This is a genomic window from Rhodoferax sp. OV413 (genome assembly GCF_945881795.1).
Lineage (GTDB): Bacteria > Pseudomonadota > Gammaproteobacteria > Burkholderiales > Burkholderiaceae_C > Allorhodoferax.
Map to the genome: position 1 here is coordinate 10,017 of NZ_CAMCVG010000012.1, position 21,222 is coordinate 31,238.

Genomic DNA, 21,222 nt, shown 5'->3' on the forward strand with positions numbered 1-21,222 from the left:
CGCGTCCGGCACGCGACCCGTGAGCGGCTGATTCACGCGGGTCATGCACAGTTTTTAACTTCTGGAGCATCCTATGTCTGAACTTTTCAATGCGACCGATCTGGTTGTCCCCTTCGAGCGCTTGCGCATGACGGACGTCGAGTCCGTCGGCGGCAAAAACGCGAGCTTGGGAGAGATGATTTCCCAGCTGCCGCAGGGCGTGCGGGTCCCCACGGGCTTTGCCACCACGGCGCATGCCTTCCGCCAGTTTCTGGCGCACGACGGGTTAGCCGACAGAATCAGCGCCACGCTCAAAGCGCTGGATACTGAAGACGTTCGCGCGCTGGCTGCGGTGGGTGCCGAGATTCGCGCCATGGTGGAGGCGCAGCCCTTTCCCGCCGATCTGGAGCAGGCCATACGCGAAGCCTTTGCCACCTTGGCAGCCGGTAACGGCGAAGCCAGTTTTGCGGTGCGCTCGTCGGCCACTGCAGAGGACTTGCCCGACGCCTCCTTTGCCGGCCAGCAGGAAACTTTCCTGAATGTGGTGGGTGTTGAGGATGTGCTGCACAAGATGAAGGAGGTTTTCGCATCGCTCTACAACGACCGCGCTATCAGTTACCGCGTGCACAAGGGCTTTGCCCATGATGGCGTGGCGCTGAGCGCAGGCGTGCAGCGCATGGTGCGCTCCGACCTAGGCGCTGCCGGTGTGATGTTCACCATCGATACCGAGTCGGGATTCGACCAGGTGGTGTTTATCACCTCAAGCTACGGTTTGGGCGAGACAGTGGTGCAGGGCGCGGTGAATCCCGACGAGTTCTATGTGCACAAGCCCATGCTCCGGGCTGGAAAACGCGCTGTGATCCGCCGTAACCTCGGCTCCAAGCTGCTGCAGATGGTGTTTACCAGCGCTGAAGAAAAGGCCGCCAGCGGCAAGCTGGTCAAAACCGTGGATGTGCCGCCTGCGCAGCGCAACCGCTACTCGCTGACCGATGCCGACGTAGAGCAACTCGCGCACTACGCGCTGGTGATTGAGGCCCACTACGGCCGCCCGATGGATATTGAGTGGGGCAAAGACGGCATCGACGGCCAGCTCTACATCCTGCAAGCGCGCCCCGAAACCGTGAAAAGCCAGGCCGGCGCAACCGCCGAGTACCGCTACAAGCTCAAGGGACGCGGCACAGTGGTGGCCGAGGGCCGCGCTATCGGACAAAAAATCGGCACCGGCCCGGTGCGCATCGTGCACAACATCAGCGAAATGGACAAAGTGCAGGCGGGCGACGTGCTGGTCACCGACATGACCGACCCCAACTGGGAGCCCGTGATGAAGCGGGCGAGCGCGATTGTGACCAACCGCGGCGGCCGCACCTGCCACGCCGCCATCATTGCCCGTGAATTGGGCATTCCCGCGGTCGTGGGTTGCGGCAACGCCACCGACCTGCTCAAAGAGGGCATGTTGGTCACGGTGAGCTGCGCCGAAGGTGACACCGGCTTTATCTATGACGGATTGCTGGAAACCGAGGTATCCGAAGTGCAGCGCGGCGTGATGCCGGAGATTGCGGTCAAGATCATGATGAACGTGGGTAACCCGCAACTGGCCTTTGACTTCTGCCAGTTGCCCAATGAGGGCGTGGGCCTGGCCCGCCTGGAATTCATCATCAATAACAACATCGGCGTGCATCCGAAAGCCATTCTGGACTACCCGAACGTGGACGCCGACCTCAAAAAGGCGGTTGAATCGGTTGCCCGCGGCCATGCCTCGCCCCGCGCGTTTTATGTGGACCGGGTGGCAGAAGGTGTTGCCACGATTGCAGCCGCTTTCTGGCCCAAGCCCGTTATCGTGCGCCTGAGCGACTTCAAGAGCAACGAGTACCGCAAGCTCATCGGCGGCAGCCGTTATGAGCCGGAAGAAGAAAACCCTATGCTGGGTTTCCGGGGTGCGGCGCGTTACATCAGCGCCGAGTTCGGCGAAGCCTTTGCGATGGAGTGCGAGGCGCTTAAACGGGTTCGCAACGAAATGGGGCTGACCAATGTGCAAGTCATGGTGCCCTTTGTGCGAACTCTGGGCCAGGCCAAGCGCGTGACCGAATTGCTGGCCCACCACGGGCTGCGCCGGGGCGAGGCCGACCTGCGGCTGATCATGATGTGTGAGATTCCAAGCAACGCGATCCTGGCTGATCAGTTCCTCGAATACTTCGATGGATTCTCGATTGGCTCCAACGACCTCACCCAGCTGTCGCTGGGCCTGGACCGCGATTCCGGTCTGGAGCTTCTGGCGGCTGACTTTGACGAGCGGGATCCCGCCGTCAAGGCCTTGATCACCATGGCCATTGATGCCTGCAAGCGCCAGGGTAAATACGTGGGTATCTGCGGCCAGGGGCCGAGCGACCACCCCGATTTCGCCAAGTGGCTGGAGGAAAAAGGCATTTCCTCTATCTCGCTCAATCCTGACTCGGTCATCGCGACCTGGCAACAACTAGCGGTCTGATGCAGGAGACGACAGCCCGGCGCAACTGGCGCATGCATGCGGTTTTGCTTGCGCTGTGGTTTGTCTTCTCTTTTGGTGTGGCATTTTTTGCCCGCGACTTGTCGGGCATTTTTCCGTCATGGCCGCTGGCCTATTGGCTGGCGGCGCAAGGCTCGCTACTCGTATTTATCGGCATCGTTGTTGTGTTTGCGGTGCTGGCGAATCGCCGCGAACTGCCCCGTTCGGCCGCGCAGCCCGAGGAATTTTTACTCTACAACCGGCTGATACATCGACGTTTTTTGACATTCGTCATCGGGCTGCTCTTGTTCCTGCTGGTCTTGGGGCTGGCGGAGCAATGGGGCCTGCCAAAGGCCTGGGTGGCGGGCATCTTCCTGTTGGTAACCCTTGCCTTGTACGCGGTGATTGGCGTGTTCGCCCGCACCTCGGACGCGGCGGAGTACTACGTGGCGGGTCGTCGTATTCCGGCGATGTACAACGGCATGGCGACTGCCGCGGACTGGATGAGCGCTGCCTCCTTCATCAGCTTGGCCGGTGGCTTGTACTTGCAGGGATTCTCAGGCTCCGGCGCGCAGCCAGGCGGCCTGGCCTATGTGCTGGGTTGGACGGGCGGGTTTTGTCTGGTCGCGCTCCTGGTAGCGCCGTATTTGCGCAGCATGAACCTCTACACTGTGCCCGACTTTTTTGTGGCGCGCTTCGGTGGGCATTGGCCGCGGCGCATTGCGGCCTGGTCTGCGGTGTTGTGCTCGTTTACCTATGTGGTGGCGCAACTTTATGGTGTGGGGCTGATTACCTCGCGCCTGACCGGGGTGCATTTTGAAATTGGTATTTTGCTGGCTCTCGGGGGCGTGCTGGTGTGCTCTTTCCTGGGCGGCATGCGGGCAGTGACCTGGACGCAGGTGACCCAGTATGTGGTCATCATTCTGGCCTTCCTGATCCCGGTGTCGTGGCTCTCGTACCAACAGACGGGCAATCCCTTGGCCCCCTTGGCCTATGCCCAGCAGCTGGTCAAGATCGGCGAGCTGGAGAAGGCGGTCTCTGAGCGCGACAGCGAGAAGGAAGTCATCGCCATCTACGCTCGCCGGGCTGCGGAGTACGAGCGCAAGCTCCAGAATGTGGAGGCAGCACTTGCCGAACAGCGCGAGACCCTGCGCAAGGAATTGCGCTTTTTGAACGACAGCAAGGCGCCGGATGAAAAGATACAGGCCGTTCGCAGGGCGCTGGCTGCTTTGCCCAAAGATGCAAACGCTGCGCGCGAGGTCTGGAGCCGTGCCATGCAAGACAACGCGGAGCGCGCCCAGGCCTTGGGTGGTTTGGCTCCGCATAGCCGCGCATTTGCCGGTGATCCCCGAGGCTCGCCGGCGGAGCAGGGCGAGTTCGAGGCGTCGCGGGCCAACTTTCTGGCCCTGATGTTTTGCCTGATGGTGGGCACCGTGGGGTTGCCGCATTTGCTCACCCGGTTTTATACCGCCCCCAGCGTAGCGCAGGCACGCAGCTCGGTGGCCTGGTCGCTGGTGTTCATAGGGCTTTTGTATTTGTCGGCGCCTGCCTTGGCAGTGTTGGTGAAATTTGAGGTGCTGTCGCATCTTGTGGGGCAGCCTATTGCGGACCTGCCGGCGTGGATGTTGCAGTGGTCGCGTGATCCGAATTTGCTGGCCTTCAGTGACGTAAACCTCGACGGACTTTTGCAATTTTCCGAGTTGCGTGTGGGGGCTGATCTGTTGATGCTGGCCTCGCCAGACATTGGCGGTCTGCCTTATGTGGTTTCGGTGCTGGTGGCCGCAGGCGGTCTGGCGGCCGCCTTGTCCACGGCTGATGGGCTGCTCCTCACCATCGGTAACGCCTTGGCGCACGATATGTATTTCGAAGGCAATGGCAACAAGGCGGAGTCCATGCGGCGGGTCATGCTCTCCAAATTTGCGCTGCTGGTGGTGGCCCTGGTGGCGGCCTACGTGGCGGCGCAACGCCCGGCCGGCATTTTGTATCTGGTGTCCGCTTCATTTTCGCTGGCCGGTGCCGCGTTTGTGCCGGCCATGGTGCTGGGTATTTTCTGGAAACGCATGACCCGGGCGGGTGCCGTGGGGGGCATGTTGGCTGGCCTTGGGACCACGGTGGCTTACATGGTCTTGAACTTCCCGGCCTCGGCCCAGTGGTTAGGCCTTACGCAGGACTACCTGTGGTTCGGTATCCAGCCTGTGTCTGCCGCCGTGTTCGGCGTGCCTGCCGGGTTTATTGTCGCGGTTGTGTTGAGTTTGCTGAGCGGCCGGCAGACTTCGCCGAACCAGGATGCGGCTCCGTTTAGCCGCTAGGCTATAATCGAGGGCTTCGCCTTGCTGCACCCTGCCTAGACGCCAGGGGCAGCTTTCATTATCCGGCGCGCAAGTGTCGGGCCCAGTTGCTGGGAAATCCTCAAGGAGTGTCAATGCGTCATTACGAAATCATCCTCATGATTCATCCGGATCAGAGCGAGCAAGTTCCTGCCATGCTGGAACGTTACAAGGGCATGATCACCGCTGGCGGTGGCAAAGTGCACCGTGTTGAAGATTGGGGCCGTCGCCAGATGGTGTACCTGATCAACAAGCTGGCCAAGGCCCACTACCTGTGCGTGAACATTGAAGCCGATCAGGCTGTGATGGCCGAACTGGAACACGCCTTTAAGTTCAATGACGCCGTGTTGCGTCACCTGACTGTTTCCAAGAAGAAGGCCGAAACCGGTCCGTCTTCCATGATGAAGACCGTCGAACGCGAAGACGCACGCAAGGCCCAACAGGCCGAATACCAAGCCTGATTGAGCAGGTCAGCGGACCTTTCCCCTTAAGGAGTGCAAACTAATTCACTGGTTTTAGGTGCATGTATCGCAGAAGTGGAAACCATGCGCTACACGCCGGCTGGCCTGCCGGCCCTGAACATGCGGCTCGAACATGAGTCTTCGGTTCAGGAAGCAGGCGGCAGCAGAACCGTGAAGGTGGTGGTCAAGGCGGTGGCCTTTGGAACACTGGCAGAAAGGCTTGCAAAGCAAGCCATTGGCAGTGTCTGGCAATTCACCGGTTTCTTGGCCCAGGCGCGACAGGGAAAATCAGTCGTTTTCCATATTCAAGAATTTTTGCCCCTTTAAATTATTAGGAGTCCATCATGCCCGGACCAAAACGTTTCAACAAAGACAAGCGCCCCAAGCGCAACACCCAATCGCTGCTCTTCAAGCGCAAGCGTTTCTGCCGCTTCACCGTGACCGGTGTGGAAGAAATCGACTACAAAGACATCGACACACTGCGTGATTTCATTGCAGAAAACGGCAAGATTATTCCCGCCCGCCTAACCGGCACCCGCGCGATTTTCCAGCGCCAATTGAATACCGCTATCAAGCGCGCTCGCTTCCTGGCGATGCTGCCTTACAGCGACCAGCACAAGATCTAAGGAGATACGACCATGCAAATCATTCTGCTCGACAAGGTCGTGAACCTCGGCAACCTCGGCGAAATCGTCAAGGTCAAAGACGGCTATGCACGTAACTTTCTGATCCCCTCCGGCCGCGCACGTCGCGCCACCGAAGCGGCAAAGGCCGAGTTCGAAGCCAAGCGCGCCGAACTGGAAAAGCTCGCCGCCGCCAAACTGGCTGAATGCCAGGCTTTGGGCGAAAAGCTGGGTGGTACGACCATCAAGCTGACCCAAAAGGCAGGTGTGGACGGGCGCTTGTTCGGATCCGTCACCAACTACGACATTGCTGAAGAACTGGGCAAGAACGGCTACAAAGTGGCCAAGTCCCAGATCCGTATGCCCAACGGCCCCATCAAGGTCGTGAGCGACAGCACCGTGAGCGTGGCACTGCACACTGACGTGGTGGTGGACATCACCGTGTCGGTGTACGGCGAAACTGCGTAAGCATCCTTGCCCTTGGGCAGCCGCCTCGCAGTCTGACGCCAGACTGCATTGAATCAAAAGCCGCCGGGGCCAGCCCCTCGCGGCTTTTGGTTTTGGGGGCGGCTTTTCCTGTAGTTTGCACAGTTTTCCCACAGCTTGCCCCCAGCCTTTCACTCGACGCGCCTTGCGTCGCGGTTTAGGATGGAAGCCCCCAAGGAGCCCCATGTCTGCCGTGCCTTTTTCGCCTGATAGCCTCGATTCCGATCGCCAAATTGCCCAGCTCCGGGTGCCACCGCATTCCATTGAAGGCGAGTCCAGCGTTATTGGCGGCTTGTTGCTGGACAATGAGGCATGGGACCGTCTCAGCGACATCCTGATGGATGCGGACTTTTACCGTTATGAGCACCGGCTGATCTATGCCGCAATCGGCAAGCTGATCAACGACAACAAGCCCGCCGACGTGATCACCGTATTCGAGCACCTGCAGAGCCTTGGCAAGGCTGATGAGGTGGGCGGGTTGTCTTATTTGAACTCACTGGCCCAGTACGTTCCCAGCGCGAGCAACATCCGGCGGTATGCCGAAATCGTGCGGGACCGGGCCATTCTGCGCAGGCTGGTCAGCGCCAGCGATGAGATTGCGACCAATGCCTTTAACCCCAAAGGGCGGGCGGTTTCGGAGATTCTCGACGAGTCCGAGCAGAAGATTTTCAATATCGGTGAGGCCGGCAAACGCAACCAGCAGGGTTTTCAGTCCATGGACACCTTGGTTGTCAAGCTGCTCGACCGCGTGCAGGAGATGGCCGACAACCCCAACGATGTGACGGGGGTGCCAACCGGCTTTATTGACTTCGACCGCTTGACCGCGGGCCTGCAAGCGGGCGATCTGATCGTGTTGGCCGCACGCCCGTCCATGGGCAAGACCGCGCTGGCCATCAATATTGCGGAGCATGTGGCCTTGCATGAGCAATTGCCTGTCGCGATTTTCTCCATGGAAATGGGCGCAGCCCAGCTGGCTGTGCGTATCGTCGGCTCTATTGGCCGGGTGGACCAAAGCCACTTGCGCACCGGCAAGCTCACAGACGACGAGTGGCCCCGCCTCTCAGAGGCGATTGAGAAACTGCGCACGATCTCCCTGCATATCGACGAAAGCGCCGGCTTGACTTCGAGTGAACTGCGAGCCAACGCGCGCCGTTTGGCCCGCAACTGCGGGCAGCTGGGTCTGATTGTGGTGGATTACCTTCAGCTCATGAGCGGAAGCAGCAACGACGGCGAAAACCGTGCTACCGAACTCGGCGAGATTTCGCGGGGACTCAAGCAGCTTGCGCGCGAGCTGAAGTGCCCGGTGATTGCGCTGTCGCAGCTCAACCGGTCGGTGGAGCAGCGCCCGGATAAGCGGCCAATGATGAGCGACTTGCGCGAATCCGGGGCTATCGAGCAGGACGCGGACATCATCATGTTCATCTACCGCGACGAGTACTACACCAAAGACCAGTGCAAGGAGCCCGGGGTGGCTGAGGTGATCATCGCCAAGCAGCGTAACGGCCCGACGGGCACGGTCAAGCTCGCCTTCATGAACCGCTTCACCAAGTTCGAAAACCTGGCGCATGGCGGCAGCGGCGACTATTAGCCTTTTCCGACAGCCGATCTAAACGTCCAAAAGAAAAGCGCTGGATGCCAAATCGGCCTCCAGCGCTTATAGGGTATGCGCAAGCAGCTACAAAATCTATAGCACTTCGCTGGCAAAGTCTGCTAGGCGGGAGCGCTCACCGCGGGCCAGGGTGATGTGCCCGCCGTGCGGCCATCCCTTGAACTTGTCCACCGCAAAGGTCAGACCCGATGAGCCCTCGGTGAGGTACGGCGTATCGATCTGGGCCAGGTTGCCCATGCAAATGATCTTCGTGCCGGGGCCGGCGCGGGTAATGAGCGTCTTCATCTGCTTGGGCGTCAGATTTTGCGCCTCGTCGATGATCACGTACTTGTTCAAAAACGTGCGGCCGCGCATGAAGTTCATGCTCTTGATTTTGACCCGGCTGCGGATGAGCTCATTGGTGGCAGCGCGGCCCCACTCGCCGGAGGCGTTGTCTGTCTTGCCCAGAACCTCCAGGTTGTCGTCCAGCGCGCCCATCCAGGGGCCCATCTTCTCTTCTTCGGTGCCAGGCAGGAATCCGATGTCCTCGCCCACGCTGACGGTGGCGCGGGTGACGATGATTTCGGTGTAGCGCCTGTCATCGAGCACCTGCGTCAAGCCGGCGGCAAGCGCCATCAGCGTCTTGCCGGTACCGGCTGTACCCGTCAGGGTGACGAAGTCGACCTCGGGGTCGGTCAGCAGGTTCATGGCGAAGTTTTGTTCTCGGTTGCGGGTGGTTACGCCCCAGACGGAGTTCTTCAGGTGGTTGAAGTCCTTGAGGGTTTTGAGCACCGCAGTGGTGCCGCGGATTTCGGTCACGCGGGCATAAAGGCTCGGCTCGCCGGGCGACTCGAAATACACAAACTGATTGATCAGCATCTGCGGAACCACCGGTCCATCCACCTTGTAGAAGGTGTGCGGGCCTTGCTGCCAGCTCTCCACCGCCTGGCCGTGCGTCGCCCAGAAGTCGGTGGGTAGCGCCAGCGAGCCGGAGTAGAGCAGGTCGCCGTCTTCCAGCGTTTTGTCGTTCTGGTAGTCGTCGGTGGCAAGCCCCAGGGCGCGGGCCTTGACCCGCATATTGATGTCCTTGGACACCAGCACGACTTCGCGCGGGGCAAAGTGCTGACGCAGGGCCTCCACCACTCCCAGAATCTGGTTGTCCGCCTTGCCCTGTGGCAGGCTGGTGGGCAGCGTGTAGTTCAGCGGCTGCGTCTGGAACATCAGCTTGCCGCGGGCATCTTTGTGGCCGGTGCTATCCAGAGAAAGTCCAGCGGTAATGTCGGCATCGGGCGCGCCGGCGAGTGAATCCAGCGTGCGGCTGGTCTGGCGGGCATTGCGGGCGACTTCGGTCATGCCCTTCTTGTGGCCGTCGAGCTCCTCGAGCACGATCATGGGCAGATAGATGTCGTGTTCCTCAAAGCGGAACAGGCACATCGGGTCATGCAACAAGACATTGGTGTCTAGCACAAACAGCTTCTTGGGGCCGTTGGGCTTGGACTTCTTGCTGCGCTTGGCCTGCGCGCCCGGCGCCGCAAGGCTGGCAACGGTGCGTCCGATGGCGGGGTCTGCTGCCGAAACGGGCACCGGCGCAGTGGCAGGGAATGGTGCGCGGGTCAAAGCAGGGGATTGCGTTGACTTCTTGGACGAGCGGGCGCTGGACCGCTCGGTAGGCGGCTCTGCATATTCTGTGATCGGAGCTTCTTGTGCGGTCTTGCGGGCCGTGCGGGAGGCAACTCGCGCTGGCGTTTCAAAGTCCTTGGCGCTCAATCGGTCGGCACGCTTGGACGGGGCAGGTGGCAGTGGCATGTAGTGGGCTCACAGAAGGTGGAGAAATGGAAACCATGCCGGAAAAGCGAAAAAGCCGCCTTGAGCCAAGGCGGCTTTTTGAGTCAACGCGGTTGCGGGCTTCAACGGCATGCGAGTCATTATGCATGAGCCGGGTGACGCACAGCGTCCGCCGGATGCATCAAACCGACATGCGCTTTATGCGGTGGCGGCAGCGGCAGCCGCGGCTGCCTTTTTGAGTGCTTTGACGGCTTTGAGCACATCGTCTACATGGCCGGGGACCTTAAGGCCGCGCCATTCTTCCTTCACCAAGCCGTCCGCGCCGACAAGGAAGGTGCTGCGCTCAATGCCCTTCACCTTTTTGCCGTACATGATCTTGTTCTTGACCACGCCGAACATGTGGCACATCTTTTCTTCGGTGTCGGCGATCAGCTCGAAGGGTAATTCCAGCTTGGTCTTGAAGTCGTCATGCGACTTCATGTTGTCACGGGAGACGCCGAACACCTCGGCGCCGGCTTTCACAAAGTCTTTGTATTTGTCCCTGAACTGCATGGCTTCAGTGGTGCAGCCAGGGGTGTTGTCCTTGGGGTAAAAGTAGAGCACCATGGTCCTGCCCACATGGCTGGTGTTGGTCACCTTGATGCCGCCGGTGGCATTGGCCTCGAATTCGGGGAGGGGTTTGTTGACAACAATCGCCATAAGGAATCTCAATCTCGGTGTTTCAGCTCGGCATGCCGGGCGTTTCAGTCCTGGGAGGCAGCGTCGAAAGTGACAGCATTTCTTCGCTCTGGACCGCAGCCGGTGATTTTACTCTGAAAACATCGCGCAAGCGATCCCGCTCCGGGTGCCTTTTGCTGGTTGCCTTCTAGACGATGAGTGCCGCCACAACCCTGCGGCCTTCGCCTGACAAAAAGTTATAGGTGCGGCAGGCAGCCTGGGTGTCCATGGTTTCCAGGCCGATTCGGCGGGTGTAAAGCGGGGTGAGCCATTGGGGGTGCGGAAACCGGATGCTTGAGCCGCTGCCAAACAAAACCAGCTCAGATTCAAATGCGGCCAATGCTTCAAAGTGACTTTCTGCAAGCTCCTCAAACCCTGCGCAATCCCATGGCTGGCAGATGCCTTGGCTGCTCAGGACGATGCTGGATTGGTATTTTTCGCCATTCACCTTAATCCAGCCCGGCCCGTAACCGGTGATGGTCGGGCCCTGAATGGCATCGGGAATGAATTTCATGGCGGCTCGGTGAGGTTGGGGCAAACGGCGGGTTGTGCAGCGCACGGCGGGAGGGCGGCTGCGGGGCCGAACTGTGGTCAAATTATAGGTTTCGCCCCGCGCTGACTCCTTCCGGAGGGACTTTGAAAACCATACAGAAATCTGCCAAGCTGGCCAATGTGCTTTACGACATCCGCGGGCCCATCATGGACGCCGCGCGCCAGATGGAAGACGAGGGCCAGAAGATCATCAAGCTCAATCTGGGCAACCTGGCACCGTTTGGTTTTGATGCGCCCGAGGAAATCCAGCAGGACATGATCCGCAACCTGCCCAACTCGGCCGGTTACTCTGACAGCAAAGGCATTTTTGCGGCCCGCAAGGCGGTCATGCACGAGACCCAAAAGCAGGGCATTGCCGGTGTGACCCTGGATGACATCTATCTGGGCAATGGCGCCAGCGAGTTGATCACCATGGCGACCAACGCGCTGCTGGATAACGGCGACGAGCTCCTGCTCCCCATGCCCGACTACCCCCTCTGGACGGCGGCGGCCAGCCTCTCAGGCGGCACGCCGGTGCACTACCTGTGCGACGAAGCCGGGGGCTGGATGCCCGATCTGGACGACATCCGCGCCAAGATCACCCCGCGTACCAAGGGCATCGTGGTCATCAACCCTAACAACCCGACCGGTGTTTTGTATTCCACCGAGCTGCTGCAAGGCATCGTGCACATTGCCCGCGAGCACGGGCTGGTCATCCTGGCTGATGAGGTCTACGACAAGGTGTTGTACGACGGAGTGAAGCATGTGGCGCTGGCTGCGCTGTCCACCGATGTACTCACGCTCACCTTCAACTCCTTGTCCAAGAGCTACCGCTCCTGCGGCTACCGCGCCGGCTGGATGGTGGTGTCGGGTAATAAAAAGGCAGCAGCAGACTACATCGAGGGGCTCAACATGCTGTCGAACATGAAGCTGTGCTCCAACGTGCCCGGGCAGTGGGCCATTCAGACCGCGTTGGGCGGCTACCAGAGCATCAACGATCTGGTGTGTGAGGGCGGGCGTCTACGCCGCCAGCGCGACCTGGCTTATGCGCTGATTACTGCGATTCCTGGTGTGAGCTGCGTGAAGCCGCAGGCGGCGCTGTATATGTTCCCCCGGCTCGATCCCACGGTGTACCCCATCGCTGACGACCGGCAGTTCTTTCTGGAGCTCCTGCGCGAAACCCGCGTGATGCTGGTGCAAGGCACCGGCTTTAACTGGCACGCGTCGGACCACTTCCGCATCGTTTTTCTGCCGCACGAGGACGATTTGCGCGAGGCCATTGGCCGGATTGCCAGGTTTCTGGAACACTACCGCAAACGCTTCGGCACCTGAAGCACTCTGAAATTGATAGCTGCCCACGCATACCCGGCAACGGCCCGAAGCACTTTTTAACCTGAAGACGATATGAAACCGATACAAGTAGGCCTGCTCGGCATTGGCACCGTAGGAAGCGGCACCTTCCATGTGCTCCAGCGCAACCAACAAGAAATTCAGGGCCGCGCCGGTCGCGGCATCGAGATCACCATGGTGGCTGACCTGGACGTTGAGCGCGCAATGAGAATCGTCGGGCCCGACGTACAAGTGGTCAATGACGCGCGGGCGGTGATTGCCAACCCCGAGATCGACATCGTCGTCGAGCTGATCGGCGGCTACGGCATTGCCAAGGCGCTGGTGCTTGAGGCCATTGCGGCGGGCAAACACGTGGTCACCGCCAACAAGGCACTGCTGGCAGTGCATGGCACCGAAATTTTTGCGGCCGCCTCTGCCAAAGGCGTCATGGTGGCGTTTGAAGCGGCGGTGGCCGGCGGCATTCCCATCATCAAGGCGCTGCGCGAGGGGCTGACCGCCAACCGCATCCAGTGGATCGCCGGCATCATCAACGGCACGACTAATTTCATCCTCTCGGAAATGCGCGACAAGGGGCTGGACTTTGACGTCGCGCTCAAAGAAGCGCAAGCCCTGGGTTATGCCGAAGCCGACCCGACCTTTGACATCGAAGGCGTGGACGCCGCCCACAAGATCACCCTGATGAGCGCCATTGCGTTCGGCATCCCGGTGCAGTTTGACAAGGCCTATGTGGAAGGCATCACCAAGCTGGGAGCCGCAGACATCAAATACGCCGAGCAGCTGGGCTACCGCATCAAGCTGCTGGGAATTGCCAAGCGCCGGCTTCCTGACGCGACCCATCGCGCGGATGGCATCGAGCTGCGCGTGCACCCCACCCTGGTCCCGGCCAAGCGCCTGATTGCCAATGTGGAGGGCGCAATGAACGCGGTGATGGCCCATGGCGATGCGGTAGGCACCACGCTTTACTACGGCAAGGGCGCGGGCTCCGAGCCCACCGCCAGCGCGGTGATTGCCGACCTGGTCGACATCACGCGCCTGCACACCGCAGACGCGGCCCAACGCGTGCCGCCCCTGGCCTTTCAGCCCGGCGCGATGCGCAACACCCCGGTGCTGCCGATGGGCGAGGTGTTTACCAGTTACTACCTGCGCCTGCGCGTAGCAGACGAAGCCGGCGTGCTCGCCCGGGTCACCGGCCTGCTGGCCGAGGCCGGCATCAATATCGACGCGGTGCTCCAGCGCGAGGCCGATGAGGTGAGCGGCGAGGCGGCCACGCAGACCGACGTCATCATCCTGACCCACGACTGCATGGAAGCCAAGATGGACGAGGCACTCGCCCGCATGCAGGCGCTGCCCACCGTGCTGCAACCCATTACCCGCATCCGCAAGGAAGAGCTGGCCTGAGCGCGACGAACCACGACACCCCCGAATGCAATACATCTCTACCCGCGGCAACCCCGACCGCAAGCGTTTTTGTGAAATCCTGCTCGAAGGACTGGCGCCCGACGGCGGGCTCTATCTCCCGGTGGCCTACCCGCAGGTGGATGCCGCCCTGTTGGCTGCCCTACGACGTGTGTACCACGAGCAGGGCTATGCCGCGCTGGCGTTTGAAATCCTCTCGCTCTACATCGACGACATTCCGGCTGAGGACCTGCGGGCCCTGTGCGCCAAGACCTACACCGCTGAGGTTTTTGGCACCGGCGAAATCGTGCCGCTGCGCCATTTGCAAGAAGGTGTCTGGATCGAGGCCCTGTCCAATGGCCCCACGCTGGCCTTTAAAGACATGGCGATGCAGCTGCTGGGCAATCTGTTCGAGTACGAACTGGCCCGCCGCGGCGAAGAAATCAACATTCTGGGCGCCACCAGTGGCGACACCGGCAGCGCGGCCGAACACGCTATGCGCGGCAAAAAGGGCGTGCGCGTCTTCATGACCAGCCCGTTCGGCCGCATGAGCCCTTTCCAGCAGGCGCAAATGTTCAGCCTGCAGGACGCCAACATCTACAACATCGCCATCAGGGGCGTGTTCGACGACTGCCAGGACATCGTGAAGGCCGTCTCCAACGACCTCGAGTTCAAGCGCAAATACAAGATCGGCACCGTCAACTCCATCAACTGGGCGCGCTTACTGGCGCAGGTGGTCTACTACTTCGCCGGCTACATCCAGGCCACTGACAACGACCAGCAAAAGGTCAGCTTCGCGGTGCCCAGCGGCAACTTCGGCAATGTCTGCGCCGGCCATGTGGCGCGCCAGATGGGCCTGCCGATCGACAAGCTGGTGGTCGCCACCAACGAGAACGACGTGCTCGATGAGTTTTTCCGTACCGGCGTGTACCGCGTTCGCGGCACGGCCGACACGCACGAGACTTCCAGCCCGTCGATGGACATCTCCAAGGCCAGCAACTTCGAGCGCTTTGTGTTCGACCTGCTGGGCCGAGACGGCGCGCGTACCAAGGCCCTGTTTGGCGAAGGCCTGTCCCAAACCGGCCGGTTCGACCTCAGCGCCGATCCCGCCTTTAGCCAGGCCGCAAGCCGCTATGGTTTTGTGAGCGGCCGGAGCACGCATGCCAACCGTCTTGACACTATTCGCAGAACATTTGATCAACACGGCATGGTGATTGATACCCACACCGCTGACGGCTTGAAGGTCGCGCTCGAGCACCTCAGCCCCGGCGTGCCGATGGTGGTGCTCGAGACGGCGCTGCCCATCAAATTTGCCGCCACAGTGGTGGAGGCCCTTGGCCGCGAGCCTGACCGGCCGCCGCAGTTTGAGGGCATCGAGGCCCTGCCTAAGCGCGTGCTGGTGATGGACGCCGATGTGGCCGGCGTGAAGGCGATCATCGAGCGCGAGTGCGCCTGAGGGTTCAGCAGATGAACGCCCCCGCCGCCCCGCCCCTGAAGCCCTTTCGGCCATTCAAGCCCCTGCTGCCGCTGGACGACGCGCTCGCGCAGCTGCTGGCTGCTGCCGAGCCGCTGGCAGGTTGCGACTGGGTGTCCACCTTCGAGGCCGATGGCCGCGTGCTGGCGCAGGACGTGGTCTCCGCCCTGCAGGTACCGGCTTTTGATAACAGCTCCATGGACGGCTACGCCCTGCGCGCGCAAGACCTGCAGTCCGGTGGCGCCACCCTGCGTGTCGCCCAGCGCATTGCCGCCGGCTCGGTCGGTCAGCGTCTGGAGCCCGGCACCACCGCCCGCATCTTCACCGGCGCACCCGTCCCGCCCGGCGCGGACGCTGTGGTTATGCAGGAAGACTGCACCATCATCCATGGCGGCGCCGACGGCCAGCTCGCTGAAGTCCAAGTCAACGGCATACCTGCGCCAGGTCAATTTATCCGCCGCGCGGGTGAAGACGTGCAGCGCGGCCAGTGCGTGTTGTCTGCCGGCACCCGCCTGGGGCCTGCTGCATTGGGCCTGGCCGCCAGCGTTGGCATGGCCCGGCTGCCGGTCGCCCGCCAACCCCGGGTCGCCCTGTTCTCGACCGGCGATGAGCTGGTGATGCCCGGCGCGGTGGAGCCGCAGGACATGCCGCCGGGCTCGATTTACAACTCCAACCGCTTCTTCTTGCGCGCTCTCTTGCGCCGCATGGGCTGCGAGGTCAGCGACCTGGGCATCGTCCCCGATGACCGCGCCTCCACCATCGCAGCGCTACAGGCCGCTGCGGCCGATAACGATCTGATTCTCACCAGCGGCGGCGTTTCGGTGGGCGAGGAAGACCACATCAAGCCTGCGGTGCAAAGCCTGGGTTCGCTCGATTTGTGGCAAATCGCCATCAAGCCTGGCAAGCCGTTTGCGCACGGTCGTATCGGCCAGGCACACTTCATAGGCCTGCCGGGCAACCCGGTATCGAGCTTTGTGACTTTCTTGCTGCTGGTGCGGCCCTTTGTGCTCCGGCTGCAGGGCGTGCAGCAGCTTGCTATTCAATCGATAGCAGCCCGCGCCGATTTTGATTGGGCCAAACCCGATAAACGCCGCGAATTCCTGCGGGTTCGTCGTAACGCCAACGGCGGCTTGGATTTGTTTGGTAACCAGAGCTCCGGTGTGCTCACATCGGCAGTCTGGGGGGACGGCGTGGTCGACGTGCCGCCCGGCCAGCCGATTGCGCCGGGGCAGATGGTGCGCTACATCCCATTCGGGGAGCTACTGCTATGAAAGTCACGGTTCGCTATTTCGCCGCCATGCGTGAGGCCATGGGCACCCAGGTAGAGGTGCTGGACACGCCCGCTGCCACGCTGGCTGAGCTGCGCAGCGCGCTTATAGCCCGCGGGGGGGCCGGTGCCGAGGCGCTGGGCGGCAACCGCGCGGTGCGCATGGCGCTCAACCAGGTCATGAGCGCGCCCGATGCGGCCCTGTCCGAGGGCTGCGAGGTCGCATTCTTTCCACCCGTTACCGGCGGCTGAGCCCGCCCAGCGCCATGAATGAGTCCAACCACCAAGCCCGTGTCCGCATCCAAACCGCAGCGTTTGACATAGCCGTCGAATTAGCGGCCCTGCAAAACGGCAACCCCCGCGTGGGCGCGGTGTGCAGCTTTGTGGGCACGGTGCGCGACCGCAACGCGCCCGGCGCGGCCGGCTCGGTGCAGACCCTGGAGCTGGAGCACTACGCCGGAATGACCGAAAAATCCATCGAAGCCATGGTGGACGAGGCCTTTGCCCGCTTTGACATTCTGGGCGCACGGGTGGTGCACCGGGTGGGGGTGTTGATGCCGACCGAGGGCGTGGTGCTGGTGGCGGTGAGTTCGGCGCACCGCGGGCAGAGTTTTCAGGCCTGCGAGTTCATCATGGACTACCTCAAGACGCAGGCGCCTTTCTGGAAGAAGGAAGCCACGCCCGAGGGCGCCGCCTGGGTCGATGCCAGGGTGAGTGATGATCAGGCCTTGGCGCGGTGGGGTATTCAGGCTTCTAACGCAGCCTAGTCGTAAACCAGTCCTTCCTTTGGACTTTTGTGCCTGCCGCCTGAGCCCACGGCCGGGGGCCTCATGCTGCCGAGTGCGCAGAAATCGGCCCCCGGCCTTGGGCTCAGGCGACGAGTTTGGCGCGTAGGGGCGGGTGTTTTTGACTTTCCTTCACTCTTTGATGCCGGTCAACTGTCGGCGTTCTGTCGCTTCTTGTGTTCGCTGTAGCACTTGAAATGTTTTGCGGTTCGCCCAAGATGATGAGCACGTAAAACCAGCCCCTGAGGATCACGATGCGAATCGACAAGTTCACCACCAAGTTTCAGGAAGCCTTGGCCGAGGCCCAAACGCTTGCGCTCACCCACGACAACGCCTACATCGAGCCGGCGCACGTGGTGGCCGCCATGATTCGCACCGACGACGCGCCCAAGGCCCTGATGAACCGGGCAGGGGCCAATGTGGCGGGGCTGCTGGCATCTGCTGAGGCCGCCATCAAGCGGCTGCCGCAGGTGCAGGGCCATGAGCAGGTGACGGTAGGGCGCGACATGGTCTCGCTCCTGCAGGCGGCAGAAAAAGAAGCCATCAAGCGGGGCGACCAGTTCATCGCCGGTGAGCTTTTTTTGCTGGCCCTGGCCGACCACAAGGGCGACGCCGGCCAGATGGCCCGCACCAATGGCCTCACCCGCAAGAGCCTGGAAGCCGCGATTGACGCTGTGCGTGGCGGCCAGAAGGTGGACAGCTCGGACGCCGAGGAGCAGCGCGAGTCGCTCAAGAAATACTGTATCGACCTCACCGAGCGCGCCCGTATGGGCAAGCTCGACCCGGTGATCGGCCGGGACGACGAAATCCGCCGCGCCATTCAGGTGCTGCAGCGCCGCACCAAGAACAACCCCGTGCTCATCGGCGAGCCCGGTGTGGGCAAGACCGCCATCGTCGAAGGGCTGGCCCAGCGCATCGTGGAGGGTGAGGTGCCCGACAGCCTCAAGGGCAAGCGCGTGCTCTCGCTCGACATGGCGGCGCTCCTGGCAGGCGCCAAGTTCCGCGGCGAGTTTGAGGAGCGCCTCAAGAACGTGCTTAAAGACCTCGCCAAAGACGAGGGCCAGACCATCGTTTTCATTGACGAGCTGCACACCATGGTGGGCGCCGGCAAGGGCGAGGGCGCGATGGACGCCGGCAACATGCTCAAGCCCGCGCTTGCGCGCGGTGAGCTGCACTGTGTGGGCGCCACCACGCTTGATGAATACCGCAAATACATCGAAAAAGACGCGGCACTCGAGCGCCGTTTTCAGAAGATTCTGGTCGGCGAGCCCACCGTGGAGGCCACCATCGCCATCCTGCGCGGGCTCAAAGAGCGCTACGAGGTGCACCACGGCGTGGACATCACCGACCCCGCCATCGTGGCTGCCGCCGAACTGAGCCACCGCTATATCACCGACCGGTTTTTGCCCGACAAGGCCATCGACCTGATTGATGAGGCGGCCTCCAAAATCAAGATCGAGCTGGACTCCAAGCCAGAGGTCATGGACAAGCTCGACCGCCGATTGATCCAGTTGCAGATCGAGCGCGAGGCCGTCAAGAAAGAGAAGGACGAAGCCTCGCTCAAGCGCTTTGAGCTCATCAACGAAGAGATCAACAGCCTGCAAAAAGAGATTGCCGATCTGGACGAAATCTGGAAGGCCGAAAAAGCCACCGCCCAGGGCAGCGCCCAGGTGCGCGAAGAAATCGACAAGCTGCGCACCCAGATTGAGAGCCTGACCCGCAAGGGCGATCTGGCCAAGGTGGCCGAGCTGCAATACGGCAAGTTGCCTGAGCTGGAAAAGCGCCTCAAGACCGCCCAGGACCAGGAAGCCGGCAAGGCTGCCGCCGGCGGCGCCAACAGGTTGCTGCGCACCCAGGTGGGCGCCGAAGAGATTGCCGAGGTAGTGAGCCGTGCCACCGGTATTCCTGTGTCCAAGATGCTGCAGGGCGAGCGCGACAAGCTGCTGCAAATGGAAGCCAAGCTGCACGACCGCGTGGTGGGGCAGGACGAAGCGATTGGCGCGGTGGCTAATGCCATCCGCCGCTCGCGCTCAGGCCTCTCCGACCCGAACCGCCCTACCGGTTCCTTCCTGTTCCTCGGGCCCACAGGTGTGGGCAAGACCGAGCTGTGCAAGGCGCTGGCGGGTTTCTTGTTTGACAGCGAAGACCACCTCGTCCGCATCGACATGAGCGAGTTCATGGAGAAGCATTCGGTGGCCCGCCTGATTGGGGCGCCCCCCGGCTATGTGGGTTACGAGGAGGGTGGCTACCTGACCGAAGCCGTGCGCCGCAAGCCCTATGCGGTGCTGCTGCTCGACGAGGTGGAGAAGGCCCACCCCGATGTATTCAATGTGCTGCTGCAGGTGCTCGACGACGGCCGCCTCACCGATGGCCAGGGTCGCACCGTGGACTTCAAGAACACCGTCATCGTGATGACCAGCAACATCGGCAGCCAGCTCATCCAGAGCATGGTCGGGCGGGACTATGAGGACGTGAAAGACGCCGTCACCGGCGAGCTGAAGAACCACTTCCGCCCCGAGTTTTTGAACCGGATTGACGAGACGGTGGTCTTCCACTCGCTAGACGCCGCCAACATCGCCTCCATTGCCAAAATCCAGCTCGCCACACTCATGGCGCGCCTGGCCAAGATGGATCTGACGCTCGCAGTGAGCGAAGCCGCGGTGGCTGAACTTGCCAAGGTGGGCTTCGACCCGGTGTTTGGTGCGCGCCCCTTGAAGCGCGCGATCCAGCAGCGTATCGAGAACCCGCTCTCCAAGCTGCTGCTGGAAGGCAGGTTCCTGCCCAAGTCGACGATTCAGGTGGGTGTCGACCCCATCTTGGCGCCGGGGCTGTTCAGCTTCAGCTAGGGGGTTCTCGAGGGGCGGGCCTGCCGTGGGCCCTGTCCCGGATTACTTGCCGGGTGCTGCGGTCTTTTTCAGTTCTTCCAAGACCAGCGCTTCGAGCTGCTCCGGCCCGAAGCTGGGCAGGCTCCGCCCGTTGACAAAAAAGGTCGGGGTTCTGGTGACTCTAAGCGCGGTCAGGTCCTCCACATCCTGCAGAAGCAAGCCTTCAATCGCGGGCGACTTCATGGCCTCAAAAGCCTTTTGCAGGTCCAAGCCCGCTTCGCCGGCTGCTTGAAAAGCGCGCTCCACGTTGGGGCGGCTGTGGTCGGCCCACAGGGGTTGGGCTGCCAGCACCATTTCCAGCACGGGAAGGTAGATGCCCTGCAACCGTGCAGCCTCAAGCAGCTTGATCACCTGGTCGGAGCCCTGGTGAAACGGGGCATAGCGCAGCACCAGGCGGATGTCCTGGGGATGTTGGCGCATCAGATCTTTGACGAAAGGGTAAAAGACGCGGCAGGTTTCACAGGCAGGGTCAAAAAATTCCACTATCGTCACCCTCGCGTCCGCCGGTCCCATGACAGGGGATACTGGCCTTACCAGCCGGTCCCCGGCCTGCTTGACTTTCTCCATCTGTGAGTTTTGTACCTGCTGCTGGTAGAAATACACACCGAGCGCGAAAACAGCGATAACCAGGGCCAGCAGGCCTAGAACGGTCGATTTCCTAGATGTCATGGTGAAGTCTTCTTGAGATAAACGAGCAGCAATGCGGCAATGAGTCCAAACGCCGCGAGGGAAAGCCAGGGGATCTGGATCCCGTAAAAAATCTCCAGCGCCTGGTTGGCACACGAGGCGCCGGTTCCGCACGGCACCCAGGCCCGGGGCACCCAGCCCGCAATCAGCAGGGTGTGGTAAGCGGCCATCGCCGCGCCCAGCGCCGCGAGCGGCAGGGCATAGAGCGCGCCTTCACGGTGGTTGCGGTAAGCCGCCATCCCCAGGATCAACACCAGCGTAGACACCAAATTAAAGGCCGCCACCGCCACGATTTGACCCCTTGGCGTGCGGGGCCCCAGTTCCAAGCGGGGCGAAAGCTTTGGTTGGCGAGTGTGATTTTTGAGATCAAATCAGCCTTTAGCGCCCGTGTTTATTGCGC

The 21,222-nt window shown here is 61.5% G+C and carries 19 protein-coding genes; 14 read left to right on the forward strand and 5 right to left on the reverse strand.

Going from position 1 to position 21,222, the window contains the following annotated elements; all coding sequences use genetic code 11:
• Positions 1-73 precede the first annotated feature (73 nt).
• From ppsA to dnaB, 7 genes are all read left to right on the forward strand, one after another.
• The gene (ppsA, locus tag Q0O05_RS02910; RefSeq protein WP_293660393.1) at positions 74-2,464 is read left to right on the forward strand and encodes a phosphoenolpyruvate synthase; all 2,391 of its coding nucleotides are present in this window, start codon (positions 74-76) and stop codon (positions 2,462-2,464) included.
• The gene (locus Q0O05_RS02915) at positions 2,464-4,770 is read left to right on the forward strand and encodes a VC_2705 family sodium/solute symporter (RefSeq protein WP_293660394.1); all 2,307 of its coding nucleotides are present in this window, start codon (positions 2,464-2,466) and stop codon (positions 4,768-4,770) included. Before ppsA ends, Q0O05_RS02915 begins: the two co-directional genes overlap by 1 nt.
• A 113-nt stretch (positions 4,771-4,883) precedes the next feature.
• On the forward strand, positions 4,884-5,249 hold the full coding sequence (rpsF, locus tag Q0O05_RS02920) for a 30S ribosomal protein S6 (RefSeq protein ID WP_293660395.1): 366 nt from the start codon (positions 4,884-4,886) through the stop codon (positions 5,247-5,249).
• A gap of 33 nt (positions 5,250-5,282) precedes the next feature.
• On the forward strand, positions 5,283-5,576 hold the full coding sequence (priB, locus tag Q0O05_RS02925) for a primosomal replication protein N (protein WP_293660396.1): 294 nt from the start codon (positions 5,283-5,285) through the stop codon (positions 5,574-5,576).
• Between the two features lie 17 nt (positions 5,577-5,593).
• Entirely contained in the window at positions 5,594-5,875 is a 282-nt protein-coding gene (gene rpsR, locus Q0O05_RS02930; RefSeq protein WP_029708819.1) for a 30S ribosomal protein S18, read from the forward strand.
• A 12-nt stretch (positions 5,876-5,887) separates the two neighbouring features.
• Positions 5,888-6,340 (forward strand): 50S ribosomal protein L9, encoded by a 453-nt coding sequence (rplI, locus tag Q0O05_RS02935; RefSeq protein WP_293660397.1) that lies wholly within the window; start codon positions 5,888-5,890, stop codon positions 6,338-6,340.
• 202 nt (positions 6,341-6,542) lie between these two features.
• The gene (gene dnaB, locus Q0O05_RS02940) at positions 6,543-7,946 is read left to right on the forward strand and encodes a replicative DNA helicase (protein WP_293660398.1); all 1,404 of its coding nucleotides are present in this window, start codon (positions 6,543-6,545) and stop codon (positions 7,944-7,946) included.
• A 96-nt stretch (positions 7,947-8,042) separates the two neighbouring features.
• Here the strand turns inward: dnaB and Q0O05_RS02945 are convergent, their stop codons facing one another.
• The 3 genes from Q0O05_RS02945 to Q0O05_RS02955 form a co-directional block, all read right to left on the reverse strand.
• Entirely contained in the window at positions 8,043-9,752 is a 1,710-nt protein-coding gene (locus tag Q0O05_RS02945; protein WP_293660399.1) for a PhoH family protein, read from the reverse strand.
• Positions 9,753-9,929: 177 nt separating this feature from the next.
• Positions 9,930-10,430, reverse strand: coding sequence for a peroxiredoxin (locus Q0O05_RS02950; RefSeq protein WP_293660400.1), 501 nt, complete (start codon positions 10,428-10,430; stop codon positions 9,930-9,932).
• Positions 10,431-10,596: 166 nt separating this feature from the next.
• Positions 10,597-10,962, reverse strand: coding sequence for an Mth938-like domain-containing protein (locus Q0O05_RS02955; RefSeq protein ID WP_293660401.1), 366 nt, complete (start codon positions 10,960-10,962; stop codon positions 10,597-10,599).
• Positions 10,963-11,084: 122 nt separating this feature from the next.
• On the opposite strand from Q0O05_RS02955, the gene Q0O05_RS02960 reads away from it, so the two are divergent.
• The 7 genes from Q0O05_RS02960 to clpB all read left to right on the forward strand — a co-directional run bounded on the left by Q0O05_RS02960 (position 11,085) and on the right by clpB (position 20,096).
• Positions 11,085-12,311: a pyridoxal phosphate-dependent aminotransferase gene (locus Q0O05_RS02960; protein WP_293660402.1), complete on the forward strand. Its 1,227-nt coding sequence runs from the start codon at positions 11,085-11,087 to the stop codon at positions 12,309-12,311.
• 72 nt (positions 12,312-12,383) lie between these two features.
• The gene (locus Q0O05_RS02965) at positions 12,384-13,727 is read left to right on the forward strand and encodes a homoserine dehydrogenase (RefSeq protein ID WP_293660403.1); all 1,344 of its coding nucleotides are present in this window, start codon (positions 12,384-12,386) and stop codon (positions 13,725-13,727) included.
• Between the two features lie 25 nt (positions 13,728-13,752).
• A complete protein-coding gene (gene thrC / locus Q0O05_RS02970; RefSeq protein ID WP_293660404.1) occupies positions 13,753-15,180 on the forward strand; it encodes a threonine synthase in 1,428 nt (475 codons plus the stop codon).
• A gap of 11 nt (positions 15,181-15,191) precedes the next feature.
• Positions 15,192-16,469 (forward strand): gephyrin-like molybdotransferase Glp, encoded by a 1,278-nt coding sequence (gene glp / locus Q0O05_RS02975; RefSeq protein WP_293660405.1) that lies wholly within the window; start codon positions 15,192-15,194, stop codon positions 16,467-16,469.
• Entirely contained in the window at positions 16,466-16,717 is a 252-nt protein-coding gene (gene moaD, locus Q0O05_RS02980) for a molybdopterin converting factor subunit 1 (RefSeq protein WP_293660406.1), read from the forward strand. The genes glp and moaD overlap by 4 nt, the downstream gene beginning before the upstream one ends.
• Before the next feature lie 14 nt (positions 16,718-16,731).
• On the forward strand, positions 16,732-17,232 hold the full coding sequence (locus Q0O05_RS02985) for a molybdenum cofactor biosynthesis protein MoaE (RefSeq protein ID WP_293660407.1): 501 nt from the start codon (positions 16,732-16,734) through the stop codon (positions 17,230-17,232).
• 272 nt (positions 17,233-17,504) lie between these two features.
• A complete protein-coding gene (clpB, locus tag Q0O05_RS02990) occupies positions 17,505-20,096 on the forward strand; it encodes an ATP-dependent chaperone ClpB (RefSeq protein ID WP_293660408.1) in 2,592 nt (863 codons plus the stop codon).
• Positions 20,097-20,138: 42 nt separating this feature from the next.
• On the opposite strand, the gene Q0O05_RS02995 is transcribed toward clpB, so the two are convergent.
• Entirely contained in the window at positions 20,139-20,804 is a 666-nt protein-coding gene (locus Q0O05_RS02995; RefSeq protein ID WP_293660409.1) for a thioredoxin domain-containing protein, read from the reverse strand.
• Positions 20,801-21,112, reverse strand: coding sequence for a hypothetical protein (locus Q0O05_RS03000; RefSeq protein ID WP_293660410.1), 312 nt, complete (start codon positions 21,110-21,112; stop codon positions 20,801-20,803). The genes Q0O05_RS02995 and Q0O05_RS03000 overlap by 4 nt, the downstream gene beginning before the upstream one ends.
• Between the last annotated feature and the right edge of the window lie 110 nt (positions 21,113-21,222).